Origin of the sequence: Kaistella polysaccharea, assembly GCF_020410745.1 — a bacterium.
Lineage (GTDB): Bacteria > Bacteroidota > Bacteroidia > Flavobacteriales > Weeksellaceae > Kaistella > Kaistella polysaccharea.
Genome location: NZ_CP084528.1, coordinates 767,498 through 783,331, shown reverse-complemented (window position 1 = coordinate 783,331; position 15,834 = coordinate 767,498). Strand labels below are relative to the sequence as shown.

At 36.0% G+C, this 15,834-nt stretch carries 16 protein-coding genes; 7 read left to right on the top strand and 9 right to left on the bottom strand.

What is annotated here, in order from left to right; all coding sequences use genetic code 11:
• Positions 1-30: 30 nt before the first annotated feature.
• From LC814_RS03470 to LC814_RS03460, 3 genes are all read right to left on the bottom strand, one after another.
• Positions 31-783 carry a polysaccharide deacetylase family protein gene (locus LC814_RS03470; protein ID WP_226064967.1) on the bottom strand — a complete coding sequence of 251 codons (753 nt, stop codon included), beginning with the start codon at positions 781-783 and terminating at the stop codon, positions 31-33.
• Positions 784-862: 79 nt separating this feature from the next.
• Positions 863-1,828 carry an NAD-dependent epimerase/dehydratase family protein gene (locus LC814_RS03465; protein WP_226064966.1) on the bottom strand — a complete coding sequence of 322 codons (966 nt, stop codon included), beginning with the start codon at positions 1,826-1,828 and terminating at the stop codon, positions 863-865.
• A 205-nt stretch (positions 1,829-2,033) separates the two neighbouring features.
• Positions 2,034-4,760, bottom strand: coding sequence for a TonB-dependent receptor plug domain-containing protein (locus LC814_RS03460; protein WP_226064965.1), 2,727 nt, complete (start codon positions 4,758-4,760; stop codon positions 2,034-2,036).
• Between the two features lie 176 nt (positions 4,761-4,936).
• Here LC814_RS03460 and ggt point away from each other — a divergent pair, with 176 nt between their 5' ends.
• Positions 4,937-6,622: a gamma-glutamyltransferase gene (gene ggt, locus LC814_RS03455; protein WP_226064964.1), complete on the top strand. Its 1,686-nt coding sequence runs from the start codon at positions 4,937-4,939 to the stop codon at positions 6,620-6,622.
• Here ggt and LC814_RS03450 read toward each other — a convergent pair whose 3' ends face one another.
• The 6 genes from LC814_RS03450 to crtID form a co-directional block, all read right to left on the bottom strand.
• Positions 6,623-8,050 carry an SDR family oxidoreductase gene (locus LC814_RS03450; protein WP_226064963.1) on the bottom strand — a complete coding sequence of 476 codons (1,428 nt, stop codon included), beginning with the start codon at positions 8,048-8,050 and terminating at the stop codon, positions 6,623-6,625.
• Complete coding sequence (locus LC814_RS03445; RefSeq protein ID WP_226064962.1) at positions 8,047-8,532, bottom strand: SRPBCC family protein; 486 nt, start codon at positions 8,530-8,532, stop codon at positions 8,047-8,049. Before LC814_RS03445 ends, LC814_RS03450 begins: the two co-directional genes overlap by 4 nt.
• Positions 8,533-8,755: 223 nt before the next feature.
• Complete coding sequence (locus LC814_RS03440; RefSeq protein WP_226064961.1) at positions 8,756-9,229, bottom strand: sterol desaturase family protein; 474 nt, start codon at positions 9,227-9,229, stop codon at positions 8,756-8,758.
• A gap of 1 nt (position 9,230) precedes the next feature.
• The gene (locus LC814_RS03435; RefSeq protein WP_226064960.1) at positions 9,231-9,689 is read right to left on the bottom strand and encodes a hypothetical protein; all 459 of its coding nucleotides are present in this window, start codon (positions 9,687-9,689) and stop codon (positions 9,231-9,233) included.
• Entirely contained in the window at positions 9,689-10,534 is an 846-nt protein-coding gene (locus LC814_RS03430) for a phytoene/squalene synthase family protein (RefSeq protein WP_226064959.1), read from the bottom strand. Before LC814_RS03430 ends, LC814_RS03435 begins: the two co-directional genes overlap by 1 nt.
• Positions 10,531-12,006 carry a bifunctional phytoene desaturase/3,4-desaturase gene (crtID, locus tag LC814_RS03425; protein WP_226064958.1) on the bottom strand — a complete coding sequence of 492 codons (1,476 nt, stop codon included), beginning with the start codon at positions 12,004-12,006 and terminating at the stop codon, positions 10,531-10,533. The genes LC814_RS03430 and crtID overlap by 4 nt, the downstream gene beginning before the upstream one ends.
• An 87-nt stretch (positions 12,007-12,093) precedes the next feature.
• Between crtID and LC814_RS03420 the strand changes: the two genes are divergently transcribed.
• Genes LC814_RS03420 through LC814_RS03395 form a run of 6 tightly spaced genes read left to right on the top strand, consistent with a single transcriptional unit; the run spans position 12,094 to position 15,834 of the window.
• Positions 12,094-12,765, top strand: a complete 672-nt coding sequence (locus tag LC814_RS03420; RefSeq protein ID WP_226064957.1) for a TetR family transcriptional regulator C-terminal domain-containing protein — start codon at positions 12,094-12,096, stop codon at positions 12,763-12,765.
• The gene (locus LC814_RS03415) at positions 12,762-14,081 is read left to right on the top strand and encodes an ABC1 kinase family protein (protein WP_226064956.1); all 1,320 of its coding nucleotides are present in this window, start codon (positions 12,762-12,764) and stop codon (positions 14,079-14,081) included. The genes LC814_RS03420 and LC814_RS03415 overlap by 4 nt, the downstream gene beginning before the upstream one ends.
• Positions 14,078-14,353, top strand: a complete 276-nt coding sequence (locus LC814_RS03410; protein WP_226064955.1) for a TIGR03643 family protein — start codon at positions 14,078-14,080, stop codon at positions 14,351-14,353. Before LC814_RS03415 ends, LC814_RS03410 begins: the two co-directional genes overlap by 4 nt.
• A gap of 1 nt (position 14,354) precedes the next feature.
• Positions 14,355-14,975, top strand: coding sequence for a flavin reductase family protein (locus tag LC814_RS03405; protein ID WP_226064954.1), 621 nt, complete (start codon positions 14,355-14,357; stop codon positions 14,973-14,975).
• Positions 14,976-14,981: 6 nt separating this feature from the next.
• Entirely contained in the window at positions 14,982-15,137 is a 156-nt protein-coding gene (locus LC814_RS03400) for a DUF2256 domain-containing protein (protein ID WP_226064953.1), read from the top strand.
• A 1-nt stretch (position 15,138) separates the two neighbouring features.
• Positions 15,139-15,834, top strand: coding sequence for an SDR family NAD(P)-dependent oxidoreductase (locus LC814_RS03395; RefSeq protein WP_226064952.1), 696 nt, complete (start codon positions 15,139-15,141; stop codon positions 15,832-15,834).

The window sequence follows — 15,834 nt, the reverse complement described above, 5'->3', positions numbered from 1 at the left end:
TTTTGAATTCCTTTTTTGAATTGTAATTAATTAACTTATAAAATCTTTAATTCTGGACGTTGCAATTTGATTCAGGTTTATCCATTCTAAAAAACGGTCTAATTTATCCTGCATTGTTTTTCCAACTTTATATTTTCTATAAAAGGGCAAATGAAACGGCAACTTTTTTACGTCGGAGAATTGCCATGAATTTAAATTTACGAGGACAAATTCGTCTTTCTTAATTGTTTCAACCACCATATTTTGATAATAAATTAAAGGAGTTAGTTGAAAAATAAAATCATTGTAGGGCATCTGAGAATAAGGTGAAATACTTTGATAAATAAAGGTTAGGCCGTTCTCTTCGGTGAAAGGTGCTTTGCGGATGAGTTTTTTTAAAGGAAAAGAAATTTGTTGATCGTCGATTACTGAAATATAATTAAACTGCAATTTTTTTAAAGCTTCTGCAGGAAAGATATTTTCTTCTATACGAATGCCACGAACATTTTTGCCAAGGAGTTCTTCCGTCCTTTTTTTTGCGATTTCAATTTCATCTAAGGAAGAATTTTGGTGAAAAAATGCGATTTCATGACCTTCATTTCTTATTTGTTTTAAAAGATTTTCTATTTGTGACAAAAGCGATATTTCAATAAAAAAGGTAGCCAACACTTCGTATTGTTCCAAACTTCTCAAAATTGCTTTAGTCGTCGTTAAAGTTAATGCAAGCTGATCGGCAGAATTAATTCCTTCTTTCTTTTTATAAGTGAAGTCTTCACTAATGATATTGAAAGTCAGTAAAATCATAGTAGAAAGATAATAAAAAAAGCCTGCAATCTTTGAAAAATTTCACAGGATTGCAGGCTTTTTAATTTGGAAATTATTTTTAGCTTTTTTGAAGTTTAACTTTCAAATTTTTCAGCATATCTTTTGTCATTTCGGTAATATCATAGTCGTAAGAAAGTCCCCAGTCTCTTTTCGCCACCGAATCATCGATAGAAGCCGGCCAGGAATCTGCGATCTCCTGGCGGAAATCGGGTTTGTAATCAATAGTGAAGTCAGGCATTTCCTTTTGAATTTCTGCCGCCAGTTCTTTTGGTGTAAATGATAGTCCACCCAAATTATAGGAAGTGTGAACGGTTAGATTTTCTTTCGGCGCTGCCATTAATTCTAAGGTCGCTTTAATTGCATCGTTCATGTAAAGCATGGGCATTCCGGTATTTTCTGAAATAAAGCTGGTGTATTTTCCTTCTTCAACAGCCTCATAAAAAATCTCGACGGCGTAATCTGTAGTTCCGCCACCAGCAGGCGTTTTCCAGGAAATTAAACCCGGATAACGAATACTGCGAACATCTACACCGTATTTATCGAAATAATATTCACACCATTTTTCTCCAGCCATTTTAGAAATTCCGTAAACGGTTGTAGGATTTAGAACCACTTCCTGACCTACATTTTCTTTCGGGATTCCTTTCCCAAAAACAGCGATAGAACTTGGCCAGAAAATCTTTTGAAGAAGTCCTTCTTTCGCCATTTCACAAAAGTTAATCAAAGGTTCCAAGTTGAGTTTCCAGGCAAAAAGCGGCTGCTTTTCAGAAGTCCCAGATAATAAAGATGCCAAATGATAAACGGTTGTAATACCGTAATCTTTGATCACCTGACGAACCAATTGGGTGTTGGTAACGTCCATTCTTTCATAGAATCCTGCAGAAGTCAGGCTTTTATCCCAACGGTCGAGCCCGGAGGCAATTACATTTTCGGCGCCATGAATTTCAACTAAGCGATTGGTTAATTCGGTGCCGATTTGGCCCAGCGCGCCTGTAATTAGAATTTTTTCCGTGTGAGATGCCATGTTTCAATTTTAGATTTGCACAAATTTAGAAAAATAGCTTAGTAAAAGAAATAGTATTCTGAAAATAATTTTTTGGGGAAAATTTATTTCCGTCGACAATTTATTTTTAAGCTGACTTTTCCGTCTTAATTTCACGCTTTATTTTACCTCAAATAAAAATGCTGCCTCATCAAATGAAACAGCATTTAAAATAAAAAGGATTTAATTAGAAAGTAAGGTTGGCTCTTACAAATAAGAATCTACCATTCATCCCAAACTGGGAAACGTTTCTGGAATATACAAATTGGTTGTCGTTAGATAATGAATCCAGGTTTTTGTCCGGATAAATATCGAAAACATTATTTGAACCCAAAGTTAAACTCACTACTTTGTTGAATTTATAACTTGCAGATAAATCTGTAATTAATTTGCCAGACCAAACTGGGTGCTCATCGGCGTTTATTGTACCGTTCATATCAATATCTGCAGAGTTGGGATCGGTCACTTTACCGAAATAAACATTTCTCATCAAAAGACTCAATTTGTTGAATTCTGCTAAATTGTTTAGTGACATTTTAAACCTTGGCGAAGCTTCTTCTAAATAAACCCTGCTCGATTCAGAAAAATACCGGCTCGCTTGTCCTGAATTCTGTAAAATCGTGGAGGAATGAATGTCACCAATTCTATTGGTTTTAGAAACAGTCACTGCAAAGTCATTATTCAATTTAAACCCGGGAAAATTAGATTTTTGTGAAATTACAGCTTCAATTCCTTTGGTTTGCGTATCGATTGAATTTGCGAAAAATGCTGCGGCTGTAGCTGCTGCCTGATCAAATAACGCCTGTGTTGTTGGTGTAGGAGAGAATTGATCTGTTAGCGTGATTCTGTCTTTGATTTTAATATAATAACCATCCAGTGTAATCGAAAGGTTTGCCGAGGGTACTTTTGCAGTAAAACCTGCGGAGTAACTAGCAGATCTTTCTTGCTTTAATTTATTAATCCCGAGTAATCCTGCTAATTTTGAATCATTGGAGAAAATACCCACCTCAAATGGTACTCCGCCTACGAATTGTGTAGAAGTGGAATTAAAGTAGATCTGATGCAGTGAAGGCGCTCTAAATCCGGTAGATAGTGCCGCTCTAAAATTAATATCATTCGTAATTTTGTAGCGGGTCGCCAGTTTATAATTAAAGGTTGAACCGAAATCAGAGAAATTTTCAAATCGTAAGGCACCGCTCAAAAGCCATTTTTCAGTAACATCTAGCTCATTATCAGAATAAATCGCAAATGAAGTTCTGTTTTTGTCTAAGGCGTTTTCTGATCTATAACCGGGAAAAACTTGTGCTCCGCCGGGTCTTGTGCTGCCAAAAAAATCGGTAGGTAAAACCTGGGTGGTAGTCGTGTATAGTTTTCCTAAATAGTCATATCTGGCCCAAGATGATTCTTCACCGGCAATGATTTGAAAATTTTCAAATCTTCCTTCGGCACCAAAAGCCAGGTTTAATCCTTGTAACCAATTTACCTGCGTATTAAAATCAGCATTGATGGTATTCTGAGAGAAAGCCAGTTCTCCAGCATCAAAAACCGTTTTACTTGGGAACATCATCGTTGCGTTGGCGGTATTTTCTATGCTGTATTGAAAAGAGTTTTTACCAAAAGTATTACTCAAATCCCAATTTACATTTCCCATTTTTCCTTTGATTCCTGTACCAATAGATACATCGGTAATGTCGGAATGAATTTCCGGTAAGAATCCATCCAGATAAATAGAGGTGGAAGTTCTGTTTTGATTTGGTCTTCGGTAAAATCCTCCAGCATCTCCTTTTCTCATGGAATAGCCCCCAAAAGCATAACCTCTGATACCTTCCGTTAAATCGAATTCTGAATTAACGTAAAACTGACCGCTTTGTAATTTCGACTGTCCAACGCGCATATTAAAATCCTTCCTTTCTAATCCGCGGTATGCAAGTTCATTTTCTGTAACATCAAAATTTAAGGCCTTTTGCATTTCAGTAATGGTATTCGCATTCTGTATTGCAGTTCGCTGTTCAGCGCTGAAATAACCTACGTTTCCTTGGTACTGACGGAGATAACTTAAGATTTGATTTGCGTTGGGATTATATTGGGGATTGATATTGGAAAATAACGACGAAATATTAACGCCACTTTCCATGGCTCTTTTTTCAATCGCGTTATATGCATTATATATTTTTCCGCCGGCTGGCATTGCTCTACGTGTGTCATCGCGACTTAATAAACTCCCTGTAAAGTTGATAAAACCATTGCTGCCCAATTTAGTTCCATAATTTAGATCAACTTGGTATTTTGCACCATCCCAACCTTTTTCAAAATTATTAGAGCCAGAAGAGTTAAAACCGCCAGCAGTTAAAGCAGCAGTTAACTGTCCGGTATTTCGCTTCATCACCACGTTAATGACTCCAGCAATAGCATCTGAACCATATTGCGCGGACGCTCCGTCTCGAAGAACTTCTAAACGCTCGATGGCAAAAGCAGGAATCGCGTTTAAATCCGTTCCTACAGATCCTCTTCCTGGCGAGCCGTTAATATTGACCAATGAAGAAGAGTGTCGTCTTTTTCCATTCAATAACACCAACACCTGATCAGGTCCCAATCCTCTTAACTGGGCTGGATCAATGTGGTCAGTTCCGTCAGCTACCGTTGTGGAATTTGAGGTAAATGAAGGCGCTGTGAAGTTCAAAATTTGATTAAGATCTGTCTGTGGACTTAAAACTCCCTGCGCTGCAATGTTAATGACATCAACCGGAACTGGAGTATCCGTGGCAACTCTGTTTTTATTCCTTGAACCGACGGTTAAGTTAACTTCGTCAATGTTTTTGGTCTTTACGGAGTCTCTTTCCTGGCCGAAAGTGTACACTGACGTAAAAGTCAATAGGCTTCCTAAAAGTAAAGCTGAATAGTAATTTTTCTTCATAGTATAGTTTGTTTAATTGTATAATGTTTATATAATTCATCAAATATATGATAAAAGTTTAATGTTTATTCGAAAATGATATAAAAAATATTATTTACAAAATATATTTACATTATAGAAATTATTAATTAATTCTTCAGCTGATAATTTTCTTATTTTTGGTAAAATTTTTAGCTATGAAAAAACTGCTACTTTCATTTGTCGTTATTTCCCAATTTACTTTTGCACAATTCACAGATATTAACATTGTTAAAGAAATACATACCAAGAATAAAGGTCTGGTGGTTTCCGCACATCCTTTAGCAAGCGAAGCTGGCGCAAAAATCATGAAAATGGGTGGAAACGCTTACGATGCGGTTATTGCGACACAATATGCGTTAGCAGTAGTTTATCCACAAGCTGGAAATATTGGCGGCGGCGGTTTTTTAGTTGGAGTGAAAAATAACGGTGAGAAATTTACCATTGATTTTCGGGAAACTGCACCAGAAAAATCATCCAGAGATATGTATTTGGATAAAAAAGGAAATGCAAATACGGATCTTTCTCAGAATGGAAGGTTAGCTGTAGGGATTCCTGGTTCTATTGCAGGGTTTTATGCAACTTTAAAACATGCAAAACTTCCCATGGAAAAACTCATTCAACCCGCAATTGATTTGGCAGAACAAGGTTTTGCAGTATCGCAAAAAGAAGCCAATTTGCTAAATAATCAGATGAAGTATTTTACGGAACATAATAAAAATACAACGGTATTTCAAAAATCTACGCCTTGGAAGCAAGGTGATTTATTAATCCAAAAGGATTTGGCTGAGACTTTAAAACTCATTCAGAAAAACGGTGCTAAAGGTTTTTATGAAGGAAAAACAGCTCAACTACTCATTGCTGAAATGAAACGCGGAAATGGTATTATTACATTAAATGATCTGAAAAATTATAAGGTGGTAGAAAGAAAGCCAATTTCCTTTAATTATAAGGGAACGGAGATCGTTTCTATGCCGTTGCCTTCCAGTGGCGGAATTCTTTTAGCCCAAATGCTAAAGATGAGTAGTTTTGAAAATGTGGAAAAATATCAACAAAACTCAACGCCAGCCGTGCAAATTATGGTAGAAACTGAACGTCGATCTTTTGCTGATAGAGCTGAATATATGGGAGATCCCGGATTTATTAAAGATAAAACTGAAATGCTTATTTCTGACGATTATTTAAAAAACCGGTGGAAAAGTTTTACCATGAATAAAGCGACACCAAGTTCAGAAGTTGGTAAAATTATTCCTCAATCAAAAGAATCTACGGAAACCACCCATATTTCTATTATTGATAAAGAAGGCAATGCCGTTGCTGTAACCACCACTTTAAATGGTTTGTACGGCAGTAAAGTGGTTGTTTCTGGTGCAGGATTTTTACTGAACAATGAAATGGATGATTTTTCCGTAAAACCTGGTGTTCCCAATATGTTTGGAGCGGTTGGTGGTGAAGCGAATTCCATTCAACCCGGAAAAAGAATGTTGAGTTCAATGACGCCTACGATTGTGATGAAAAATTCAAAACCTTACATCATCGTAGGAACACCAGGTGGAACAACGATTCCGACTTCAGTCTACCAGTCGATTGTGAATATTATAGACTTTAAATTGAGTCCGAATATGGCGGTTAACACTCCGAAATTCCACCATCAGTGGTTGCCCGAAACTGTTTTGGTGGAAAGCAATTTCCCCGAAACTACAATTGCAGATTTAGAAAAGCATAATTATAAAATTGAAAGGACTGCCCAGATTGGCCGCACAGAATTAATTATCATTGACGAAAATGGAAATGCAATCGCAATTGCAGATGGTCGTGGCGATGATTCTGTAGCAGTGGAGTAATTATTTTCCTGCGAGTTTTTTCAACATTCCATTGAAAATTAAACCGTGAAATGGTAAAACAGAATACCAATACAGTCTTCCCGATAAACCAAGCGGACGAAAAGTGGCTTCCTGATAAAGGATGCCATTTTTTATTTTAAATTCTAACCACGCTTCGCCAGGAAGTTTCATTTCTGCAAAAAGCAATAGTCGTTTTTCTTCCCGATTGGCATAAAGAACGCGCCAGAAATCAACAGAATCTCCAGCTTCTAAGGTGCTCATATTTCTTCGGCCTCTTCGTAAACCGACTCCGCCAAAAAGTTTATCAAGAAAACCCCGAATTCTCCAGAGGAAATCGGCGTAATACCAACCGGTTTTTCCACCAATACTGAAGACGCGGTCAAGCGCTCTTTCTTCATCATCTACTTTTTCCTGCCGAATATCTTTAAAACAACCTTCTTCTGGAACTTCCAGATATTGCCATACTTTTCTACTGTGAAACTGATTCGTAAAAGAATCAAACCAGCTCGATAAAACATCATTTTGCTTAATTTTATCGAAGGCCTGACGAATTGCTTCTTCGTAGGAAAAGAGGTGAATATTCAGCTTTTCAGCTAAATTATTTTTCTTGGCGACGACATCAATTTTCATGCTGTCGACCAAATTAATCGCCAGAAAATAACTGGTGGAAGTCACAAAGTACAACCAATAAGAAGACAGTTTTGGCGTCATCACGGGAACAATAAAAATATGGCGTTTTAACCCACGAATTTCGGCGTATTGCAAAAGCATTTCTTTATAGGTTAGAACATTGGTTCCTGCGATATCGTAATTTTGATTATAGGTAAATTCTTTCCCTAAAACGCCCACTAAAAACTGCATAACGTTTCGGATCGCAATCGGTTGACATTTGGTGTTCAGCCATTTCGGCGTAATCATGACCGGTAATTTTTCGACCAAATCGCGAATGATTTCAAATGATGCACTTCCAGAACCTACGATTATTCCGGCACGAAGACTGGTTAAACTGTAAACGGAACTTTGCAAAGCACCTTCCACATTTTTTCTGGATTGAAGATGTTTAGAAAGTTTTTCCTCATTAATTATTCCAGTTAAAAAAATCACCTGTTTAACTGCTGTTTTTTCTAAAGCACTTCGGAAATTTTCGGCTGATATTTTTTCTTTCTCCTCGAAATCGCCTTCGCTGGATGACATAGAATGAATTAAATAGTAAGCTGCATCGATATCTTTCGGAATGTTTGCTAAGGTTTTTTCATCTAAGAAATCATTTTCAATAACTTCTATCTGATCGATCTTTTCTTTAAATAATTTGAGTCCGAAACGATTTTTATCTCTTACAGAGCACACAATTTGGTGACCATCTTCTAATAACTGAATCAACAGTCTTTTACCAATATAACCGGTTACGCCTGTAAGTAATATTTTCATGATGCAAGTGCTTTTTCTAAAATTTTAAAACGGCTTTCAAATATAAATTTTACTTTATTCTTCACTAATTGTCCACCAAAAAAATCTCCTAAAATCCCGAACGGCATTTTGAAATTAACAATGTCGGTCATCAAAACCTTATTTTCAGAAATTTCTTTAAAATGATGTTCGTGATGCCACATTGCATACGGACCAAATCTTTGTTCATCGACGAAAAACTGTTGATCTTCAAAATGCGTAATTTCGGTAATCCAATTTGAGCTAATTCCGGGTAAAATTCCAATTTTGTAGGTGATGATTTGACCTTTGTATGTTTTGTTGGGCGGATTATTGGTAATCCGAAATTCCATTTCTTTTGGTGTAATCTTATCTAAATTAGTGGGTACTGTAAAGAAATCCCACGCTTTTTCTAATGAAAGTGGTAAAATCTGTTCGGACGTTAAAGTATAAATGCCCGATTGTTTTGTCAAATTAATTTTCATTAGTAGAATGGAATAATTTTTTAGTTTTTAAATACTACTAAGTCGATATATAAAAGAAAGATGAAATTGTAAAGTGTTTCAGGAGGAATATTTTCCCGATAGATTTATAAATCTCAGTATTGTCCAAAAATACTAACGTGGATTCACAAACTACCTTAAAGTGGGGAATTCAACAAAAGAACCTGAAAAAATCCCAAGAATTATCAAAGTTAGTCTGCTAAATTTATTTTTTTACCGTGGATAAACGTGCTTCCCGAAAATATTTTAGGGGAACATAGAGCATTCCAAAACATTCACCTTCTTCTTTATCCAGATGTTTGTGATGTATTTTATGAGCTTTACGTAAACCACGTAAATACCAGTTATTTGTTTTGTCGAACCATTTAAATCTTCGGTGAATTAACACGTCGTGTACCAGAAAATAAGAAAGTCCATAAATTAAAATTCCCAGTCCAACAAAAAACATCCAGTTGATGCCGTCCCGCGTTCCGTACCAAAAAAGCAACATACTTGGGATTGCGAAGACTACAAAAAAAGCGTCGTTTTTCTCAAAAACGTGTGGATAACCTGGTTGATGATGATCTTCATGTAAATACCATCCTAATCCATGCATAATGAATTTGTGGGTAACCCAGGTAACACCTTCCATGATGATTACAACGGCGATGGTTAATAATATATATCCTGTAAATTCCATGTTATAACTTTAAATAATCTTTAATGTATACTTTCAAATCATTGTCGGGTGTGGTTTTATATTCTCTCGTAAGAAAAGCGCGGTCTTCTTCGATATCGTGATAATAACCCAACAATTTCGGTACATTTTCCTGCGTAATTAACCGCATCAAACGGATTTCTAAATTTTTACGATCAGATTTCAAGGCCTGTTCCATCGTTTTTTTTCCCTCATTAAAATAAGACATTTTCTTCAGTGGATTAAAAACATGCTTCGCCATGAAGAATTTTCCCACCGCCAGAAAACCTGCGTAAATAGGCTGTTTGGTTTGTGTGTAAGCCACAGACGATTTATCAATCAACATCTTTGCGGCATTTTCTGAGTTTTCCCCTTTTTGAAGAAGAGAACGATAATCTTTCAAGTTTTGAGCGTACATCACCTGGGTAAATATAAGTAGTAGTAAAAGGCCAATTTTTTTCATCAAAGCAAATTCAAATTTTTATTTAAAATCATTTCTCCAAACAGATACATTTTTCGTGCGTTTGAAACTCTAATTCTTTTTGTTAGAAGGAGTTCTGGTTCAGTTTTTCTAATTTTTTTAAAGAGATTAAAATAATATTTGTAAGCCATATACACCGCAAGTTTACAAGTCATTGGCAACATTTTTATGCCTGTTTTTGCATGTGCGAAATCCTTTGCAATATCCTGCTCGATTTTCTCTTTGTCTGCTGCTGAAAAGTTTCTAAAATCAACATTTGGAAAATAAGTGCGGTCTAGATCATTGTAATCGGCACTAATATCACGCAGAAAATTAATTTTTTGGAAAGCTGCACCTAAACTTTGAGCGTATGGTTTCAACCGTTCATATTCCTCAACATTACCATCTACAAAAACCTTTAAACACATCAAACCTACCACTTCTGCGGAGCCGTAAATATACTCATTATACTTTTCATCATTCAGATCTTTAATTTCGTCCAGATCCATTTTCATCGAGTATAAAAAAGAATCTACCAGATGCTGTGGAATTTTCTTTTCCCGTTGCGTGGTACAAAATGACTGTAAAATAGGATTGAGTGAAATACCATTTTCCATGGCGAGATGATAGTTGTATTCAAATTCCGACATTAATTTCGCTTTATCAAAATCATGGAAAGTATCCACAATTTCATCTGCCAATCTTACAAATCCGTAAATATTGTAAATGTGCTGACGAATCTCCGGTTTGAAAAGAGTAGATGCACGGGAAAATGACGTACTGTATTGTTCTGTCACCATTTTGGACGAGAGGCCACAAACTTGATTAAAAATTTCTAAGTTATTCATCGGGTCACTGTGTTTTTTTGATGTTTAATAATATAGTCTGTCACTACTTTTCCGGAGATTAAAGCGGGCGGCACTCCAGGACCTGGAACCGTAAGCTGGCCAGTATAAAACAAATTTTTAATTTTTTTATTGCTGATGCTTGGTCGAAGTATTGACGTTTGAAGTAAAGTGTTGGCCAATCCGTAAGCATTACCTCGACAGGAATTGTAGCGGTCTTTAAAATCTTGAACGCCAAAACTTCTTTTAAAAAGTACGTTACTCCTTAAATCAACTCCAATATTTTGTTGAACTCGGTCCATAATAAGTTCGAAATAGCGGTCGTGAATCTCCTGATTGTCTTCTAAATCTACAGCCACCGGAATTAAGAAAAAACCAATTTCTTTGCCTTCTGGGCACAAATCTTTATCAGTCTTCGAGGAAAAATTCGCGTAAAACAAAGGCTTCGTCGGTAACTTTGGCTCATCGTAAATATCAACTGCGTGTTGACCAAAATCGGTATCAAAAAATAAATTATGATGCTTTAGTTCTGGAACTTCTTTATCAAACGCGACATAATATAAAAAGGAGGAAGGTGCGAAAACCTTTTTCATCCAATATTCGTTGTTATAATTCTTTTCTTCTTGTTTTAATAATGTTTCGGTGTGCGCGTAATCTGCTCCGGAAATTACGATATCAGCATCGAAAGAATTTGTAGTCGTAATAACTCTTTTTGCTTTGTTATTTTCAGTCTCAATTTTAGTAACCTCCTGATTAATATGAAATTCCACGCCGAGTTCTTGGGCTAATTGTACAATTCCTTTCGCAACGGCATTAAAGCCACCTTTCGGATACCAGGTTCCCAAACCGAAATCTGCATGATTCATAAAGTTATAAAATGCCGGTGTATTTTGAGGTTTTGCACCTAAAAAAAGTACAGGAAATTCCAGAATACTTTGCAATTTCGGATTATTAATATTTTTACGAACCGTTTCAGAAATATTCTGAACGAAAAGTGGCAATCGTATAGCAGTTTCAAAACTTACGAGTTCCAATACAGATTTTCCAGGATTATAAACCAAATCCTGCATTGCGATCTCATAATTTTTTCGGGAATCCTCCATGAATTTGCGCAGATGTTTTCCGCTTCCCGGTTCTATTTCTTCAAATTTCGCAATAATTTTTTCAGGCTCATCTGATATATCGATGTAATCATCTTTCCCAAAAACTACGCGATAACCGGGTGATAATTTTTGAAGACTGTAATAATCTGAAACTTTCTTACCAAAATCTGAAAAGAAACGCTCGAAAATATCTGGCATCCAGTACCAACTTGGACCCATATCAAACTTAAAACCATCTTTCTCCCACATTGAGGCGCGCCCTCCCAACTGCTCATTCTTTTCTAAAACCTGAACAGAATAGCCTGCCTTTGCCATATAACAGGCAGAAGCGAGTGCAGAAAAACCAGATCCAATGATTACAACTTTCTTCATCTATTTTAATAATGGAACAAAAATATACTTTTATTTCTTAAATAGAAAATTTTTTTACTAAATTTGTACTTAATTATTTAACAAGTTATGAAAAATATAGAAGTTACTCAGGAAAAGATTTTAGAATTGTATTCTAATTATGTATTGAGAAACAATAAAAAACCGCTTAATGTATTTACGTTCTGTGACGATAATGTGATTGCTGAAAGTGATTTCTACTTTTACTACGCAAATTTTGATCAATTGGAAGGTGATTATCTGAAATACTTCATGGATCAGACGCTTCTCTTAATTTCAGCAGAAGAATCCTATATAATGGAAACGCCGAAAAATAAAATGTTGTCTTTCTATTTTACATTTTATGAGCAGCTTACCTTGAACCGAAGTTTAGTTATTTACCTGATAGGTCAGGAAAAAAATAATCTGCAAAATGTAAAGAAACTCTGGTCTTTGAAAAAAGAATTTCAGCGTTTTATAAAAAGTCTTGGCCTTTCTGAATCTGTGATGGAAAATCAGACTGAAAGTATGGCTAAAATGGAAAAGATTAAAAACAAAGGCATCGAAGAATTATATTGGGGTCATTTTGTGGCAACTTTAAAATTCTGGCTGGAGGACACGAGTTCTAATTTTGAGAAAACAGATATTTTCATTGAAAAATCCGTAGATACAAGTTTTGAATTGCTCGATGTGAAACCATTTAAAAAATTGGTGGATTTAGGGAAATTTATATTTAACGAAAAAGTAAGACCCAATTCATGAAAACATTAGATAAAATACCTACCAGTAAAATTCAGCGCGCCAGCAAACTTATTTCTACGGGAGCAAAGGTTGGCGTGAACTATTTAAAATATTACGGGGAGAAAATTACCAAGACAGAAGGTGAAGCGAAAGAGAATTTAAATAAAAATAACGCGACCGATATTTATGATAGTTTAAAGGAATTGAAAGGCAGCGCTTTAAAAGTTGCTCAAATGCTCAGCATGGAAAAGAATATATTACCGGCAGCGTATGTTGAAAAATTTTCTCTTTCACAGTTCCAGGTTCCGCCACTTTCTCCGCCATTGGTTAATAAAATTTTCAAAAATCATTTTGGAAAGAAACCTACGGAATTATTTGATACGTTCGAAAGTACGTCTAGCAATGCTGCGAGTATTGGTCAGGTACATAAAGCCTTTAAAGATGGTAAAGAGCTGGCGGTGAAAATTCAATATCCTGGCGTATCCGATAGTATTTCTTCCGATTTGGCAATGGTAAAGCCCATTGCAATGAAGATGTTTAATATTAAAGGAAAAAACTCCGATCAATACTTTAAAGAAGTTGAGGATAAACTTCTGGAAGAAACAGATTATAAACTGGAGATTGAACAGAGTTTAGAAATTCGTAAAAGTTGTGAAAACTTGCCAAATCTCACTTTCCCTAATTATTATCCCGAATATTCTAATGACCGAATTATTACGATGGATTGGATGCATGGCAAACATCTTTCTACATTTTGTGATGAAAATACAGATCCGGAATTAGCGAATAAAGTGGGGCAGGCCTTGTGGGACTTTTATATGTTTCAGATTCACTCGTTGCGGAAAGTTCATGCAGATCCGCATCCCGGAAATTTTTTAGTTGATGACAAAGGAACCTTAATCGCCATCGATTTTGGGTGTATGAAAAGTATTCCGGAGGATTTTTATATTCCTTATTTTGAACTCGCCGTTCGGGAAAATTTAGATGATCGACAATTTTTAGATCGAAAATTATTAGAATTAGAAATTATTCGTCCTGATGATTCTGCGGAAGAAAAAGAATTCTTCACCGAAATATTTTATGAATTGTTGTATTTATTTACGACTCCTTTTCAGGAAGAAAGTTTCGATTTTTCAGATGGAAAATTCTTTGCGGCAATTGCTGATCTAGGTCAGAAATATGCTAAAAACACCCAGTTGAAAGGGCGCAATGCCAATCGGGGTTCCCGACATTTTATTTACATGAACAGAACATTTTTTGGTCTTTACAATTTAATGCATGCTATCAAGGCCCGTAATGTCAGTGTAAATAATTATAAAAATTTTACAGCATCGTGATTTTAAACGAAGCACAAACGGATCGAATTATAGAAATGGCGTGGGAAGACCGAACACCTTTTGAAGCCATTAAATATCAGTTTTCCCTTGCAGAAAAAGACGTGATTGCACTGATGCGAAAAGAGTTGAAGAGAACTTCATTTAAACTCTGGCGTGCTCGCGTTAATTCGGGAATTAGTCAGAAGCATTTATACAAAAGGAACGAAGATATTGATCGATTTAGGTGTACCCGACAGCGGTCAATTACTGGTAATAAAATAAGCAAGCGATAAGATGCAGAAAGAGCAGATTTTAACATTTAGTAAAGAAGAAATTTTAGAAAGCGAACAACGTTTTCGTGCAAAATTGATTAATTCTGTAGCGGGTATTCGTCAGGTTTCTTTAATCGGTACAAAGTCTAAAGATGGTCAGGAAAATGTGGCAATTTTTAATTCGCTGATTCATTTAGGTTCCCATCCGCCCTTGTTTGGCTTTATTTCACGGCCCGATTCTGTTGAGCGTGATACCTTAGAAAACATCCGCGAGACCGAATATTACACCATTAATTATGTTAATGAAACTTTAGCCAGCCACTCCCATCAAACCTCGGCGCGGTATCCAAAAGATACATCGGAATTTGAAGTGGTAGGTTTTTCGCCCGAATATGTAAATAATTGCATTGCACCTTTTGTAAAGGAGGCTGAAATTAAGATTGAGATGAAACTGCAACAGATTCTTAATTTAGAAATTAATAATACTATTTTGGTTATTGGAAGTGTGGAAGCTATTCATATTCCCAGCACCAGATTATCAGAAGATGGTCTGGTTAAAGGTGATGGTTTATTATTGAGCGGTGGTTTAGACGCTTACTATAAAGGAGTTTTCCTGGAGCAGTTACCGTACGCAAAACCATAAATCAATTTGAAAAATGTAAAAAAGGGCAACCTTCCCACAAAGATATGTGAAGTGTGTACATTGTCTTTTAGTTGGCGAAAGAAATGGGAAAAAGATTGGGAAAGTGTAAAGTATTGCAGTGAAAAATGCAAAAAAAATAAGGGTAATATAAAAGAAATTTAAAATGAGAAATATACTGATTGTTGGCGCTGGAAGAGGAATTGGACTGGCCACGGCTCAACTGTTAAAAGATGAAAATCTTTTTACAATATCTAGAAATTTAACGACAGAATTAGAAAGTTTAGAAACGAAATTTTTTGAACTGGACGTTTCTACAGATGACCTGAGCTCACTATCTTTACCGGAGGAATTACACGGTCTGGTTTTCTGCCCAGGCTCAATTAATTTGAGGCCATTTAACAGATTAACAGAAGAGGATTTTTTAGCTGATTTTAACCAGAATTTTATGGGAGCGGTTAAAGTAATTCAGAAATGTTTACCAGCTATTAAAAAATCAAAATCGGCAAGTATTGTATTATTCTCAACCGTTGCGGCGAAAGTAGGAATGCCATTTCACACTTCTATTGCTGCCAGTAAAGGTGCGATTGAAGGTTTTGCTAAAAGTTTGGCAGCCGAACTTTCTGCCTCTAAAATCAGAGTAAATGTAATTGCGCCGTCATTATCTGATACTGATCTTGCCGCCCAACTGCTTTCCACAGAAGATAAAAGAATTGCGTCGGCAAAAAGGCATCCGTTACAAAGAATCGGGATGCCAGAGGACAGCGCACAGTTGGTGGAATTTTTACTTTCGGATAGAAGTTCCTGGATGACCGGCCAAATCATCGGCGTTGACGGAGGTTTAGGAAATATAAAACTATAA

Coding starts and splice junctions, on each gene's coding strand:
- LC814_RS03470 (WP_226064967.1), bottom strand. CDS start 783: ATGATTTTACTGACTTTCAATATCATTAGTGAAGACTTCACTTATAAA.
- LC814_RS03465 (WP_226064966.1), bottom strand. CDS start 1,828: ATGGCATCTCACACGGAAAAAATTCTAATTACAGGCGCGCTGGGCCAA.
- LC814_RS03460 (WP_226064965.1), bottom strand. CDS start 4,760: ATGAAGAAAAATTACTATTCAGCTTTACTTTTAGGAAGCCTATTGACT.
- ggt (WP_226064964.1), top strand. CDS start 4,937: ATGAAAAAACTGCTACTTTCATTTGTCGTTATTTCCCAATTTACTTTT.
- LC814_RS03450 (WP_226064963.1), bottom strand. CDS start 8,050: ATGAAAATATTACTTACAGGCGTAACCGGTTATATTGGTAAAAGACTG.
- LC814_RS03445 (WP_226064962.1), bottom strand. CDS start 8,532: ATGAAAATTAATTTGACAAAACAATCGGGCATTTATACTTTAACGTCC.
- LC814_RS03440 (WP_226064961.1), bottom strand. CDS start 9,229: ATGGAATTTACAGGATATATATTATTAACCATCGCCGTTGTAATCATC.
- LC814_RS03435 (WP_226064960.1), bottom strand. CDS start 9,689: ATGAAAAAAATTGGCCTTTTACTACTACTTATATTTACCCAGGTGATG.
- LC814_RS03430 (WP_226064959.1), bottom strand. CDS start 10,534: ATGAATAACTTAGAAATTTTTAATCAAGTTTGTGGCCTCTCGTCCAAA.
- crtID (WP_226064958.1), bottom strand. CDS start 12,006: ATGAAGAAAGTTGTAATCATTGGATCTGGTTTTTCTGCACTCGCTTCT.
- LC814_RS03420 (WP_226064957.1), top strand. CDS start 12,094: ATGAAAAATATAGAAGTTACTCAGGAAAAGATTTTAGAATTGTATTCT.
- LC814_RS03415 (WP_226064956.1), top strand. CDS start 12,762: ATGAAAACATTAGATAAAATACCTACCAGTAAAATTCAGCGCGCCAGC.
- LC814_RS03405 (WP_226064954.1), top strand. CDS start 14,355: ATGCAGAAAGAGCAGATTTTAACATTTAGTAAAGAAGAAATTTTAGAA.
- LC814_RS03395 (WP_226064952.1), top strand. CDS start 15,139: ATGAGAAATATACTGATTGTTGGCGCTGGAAGAGGAATTGGACTGGCC.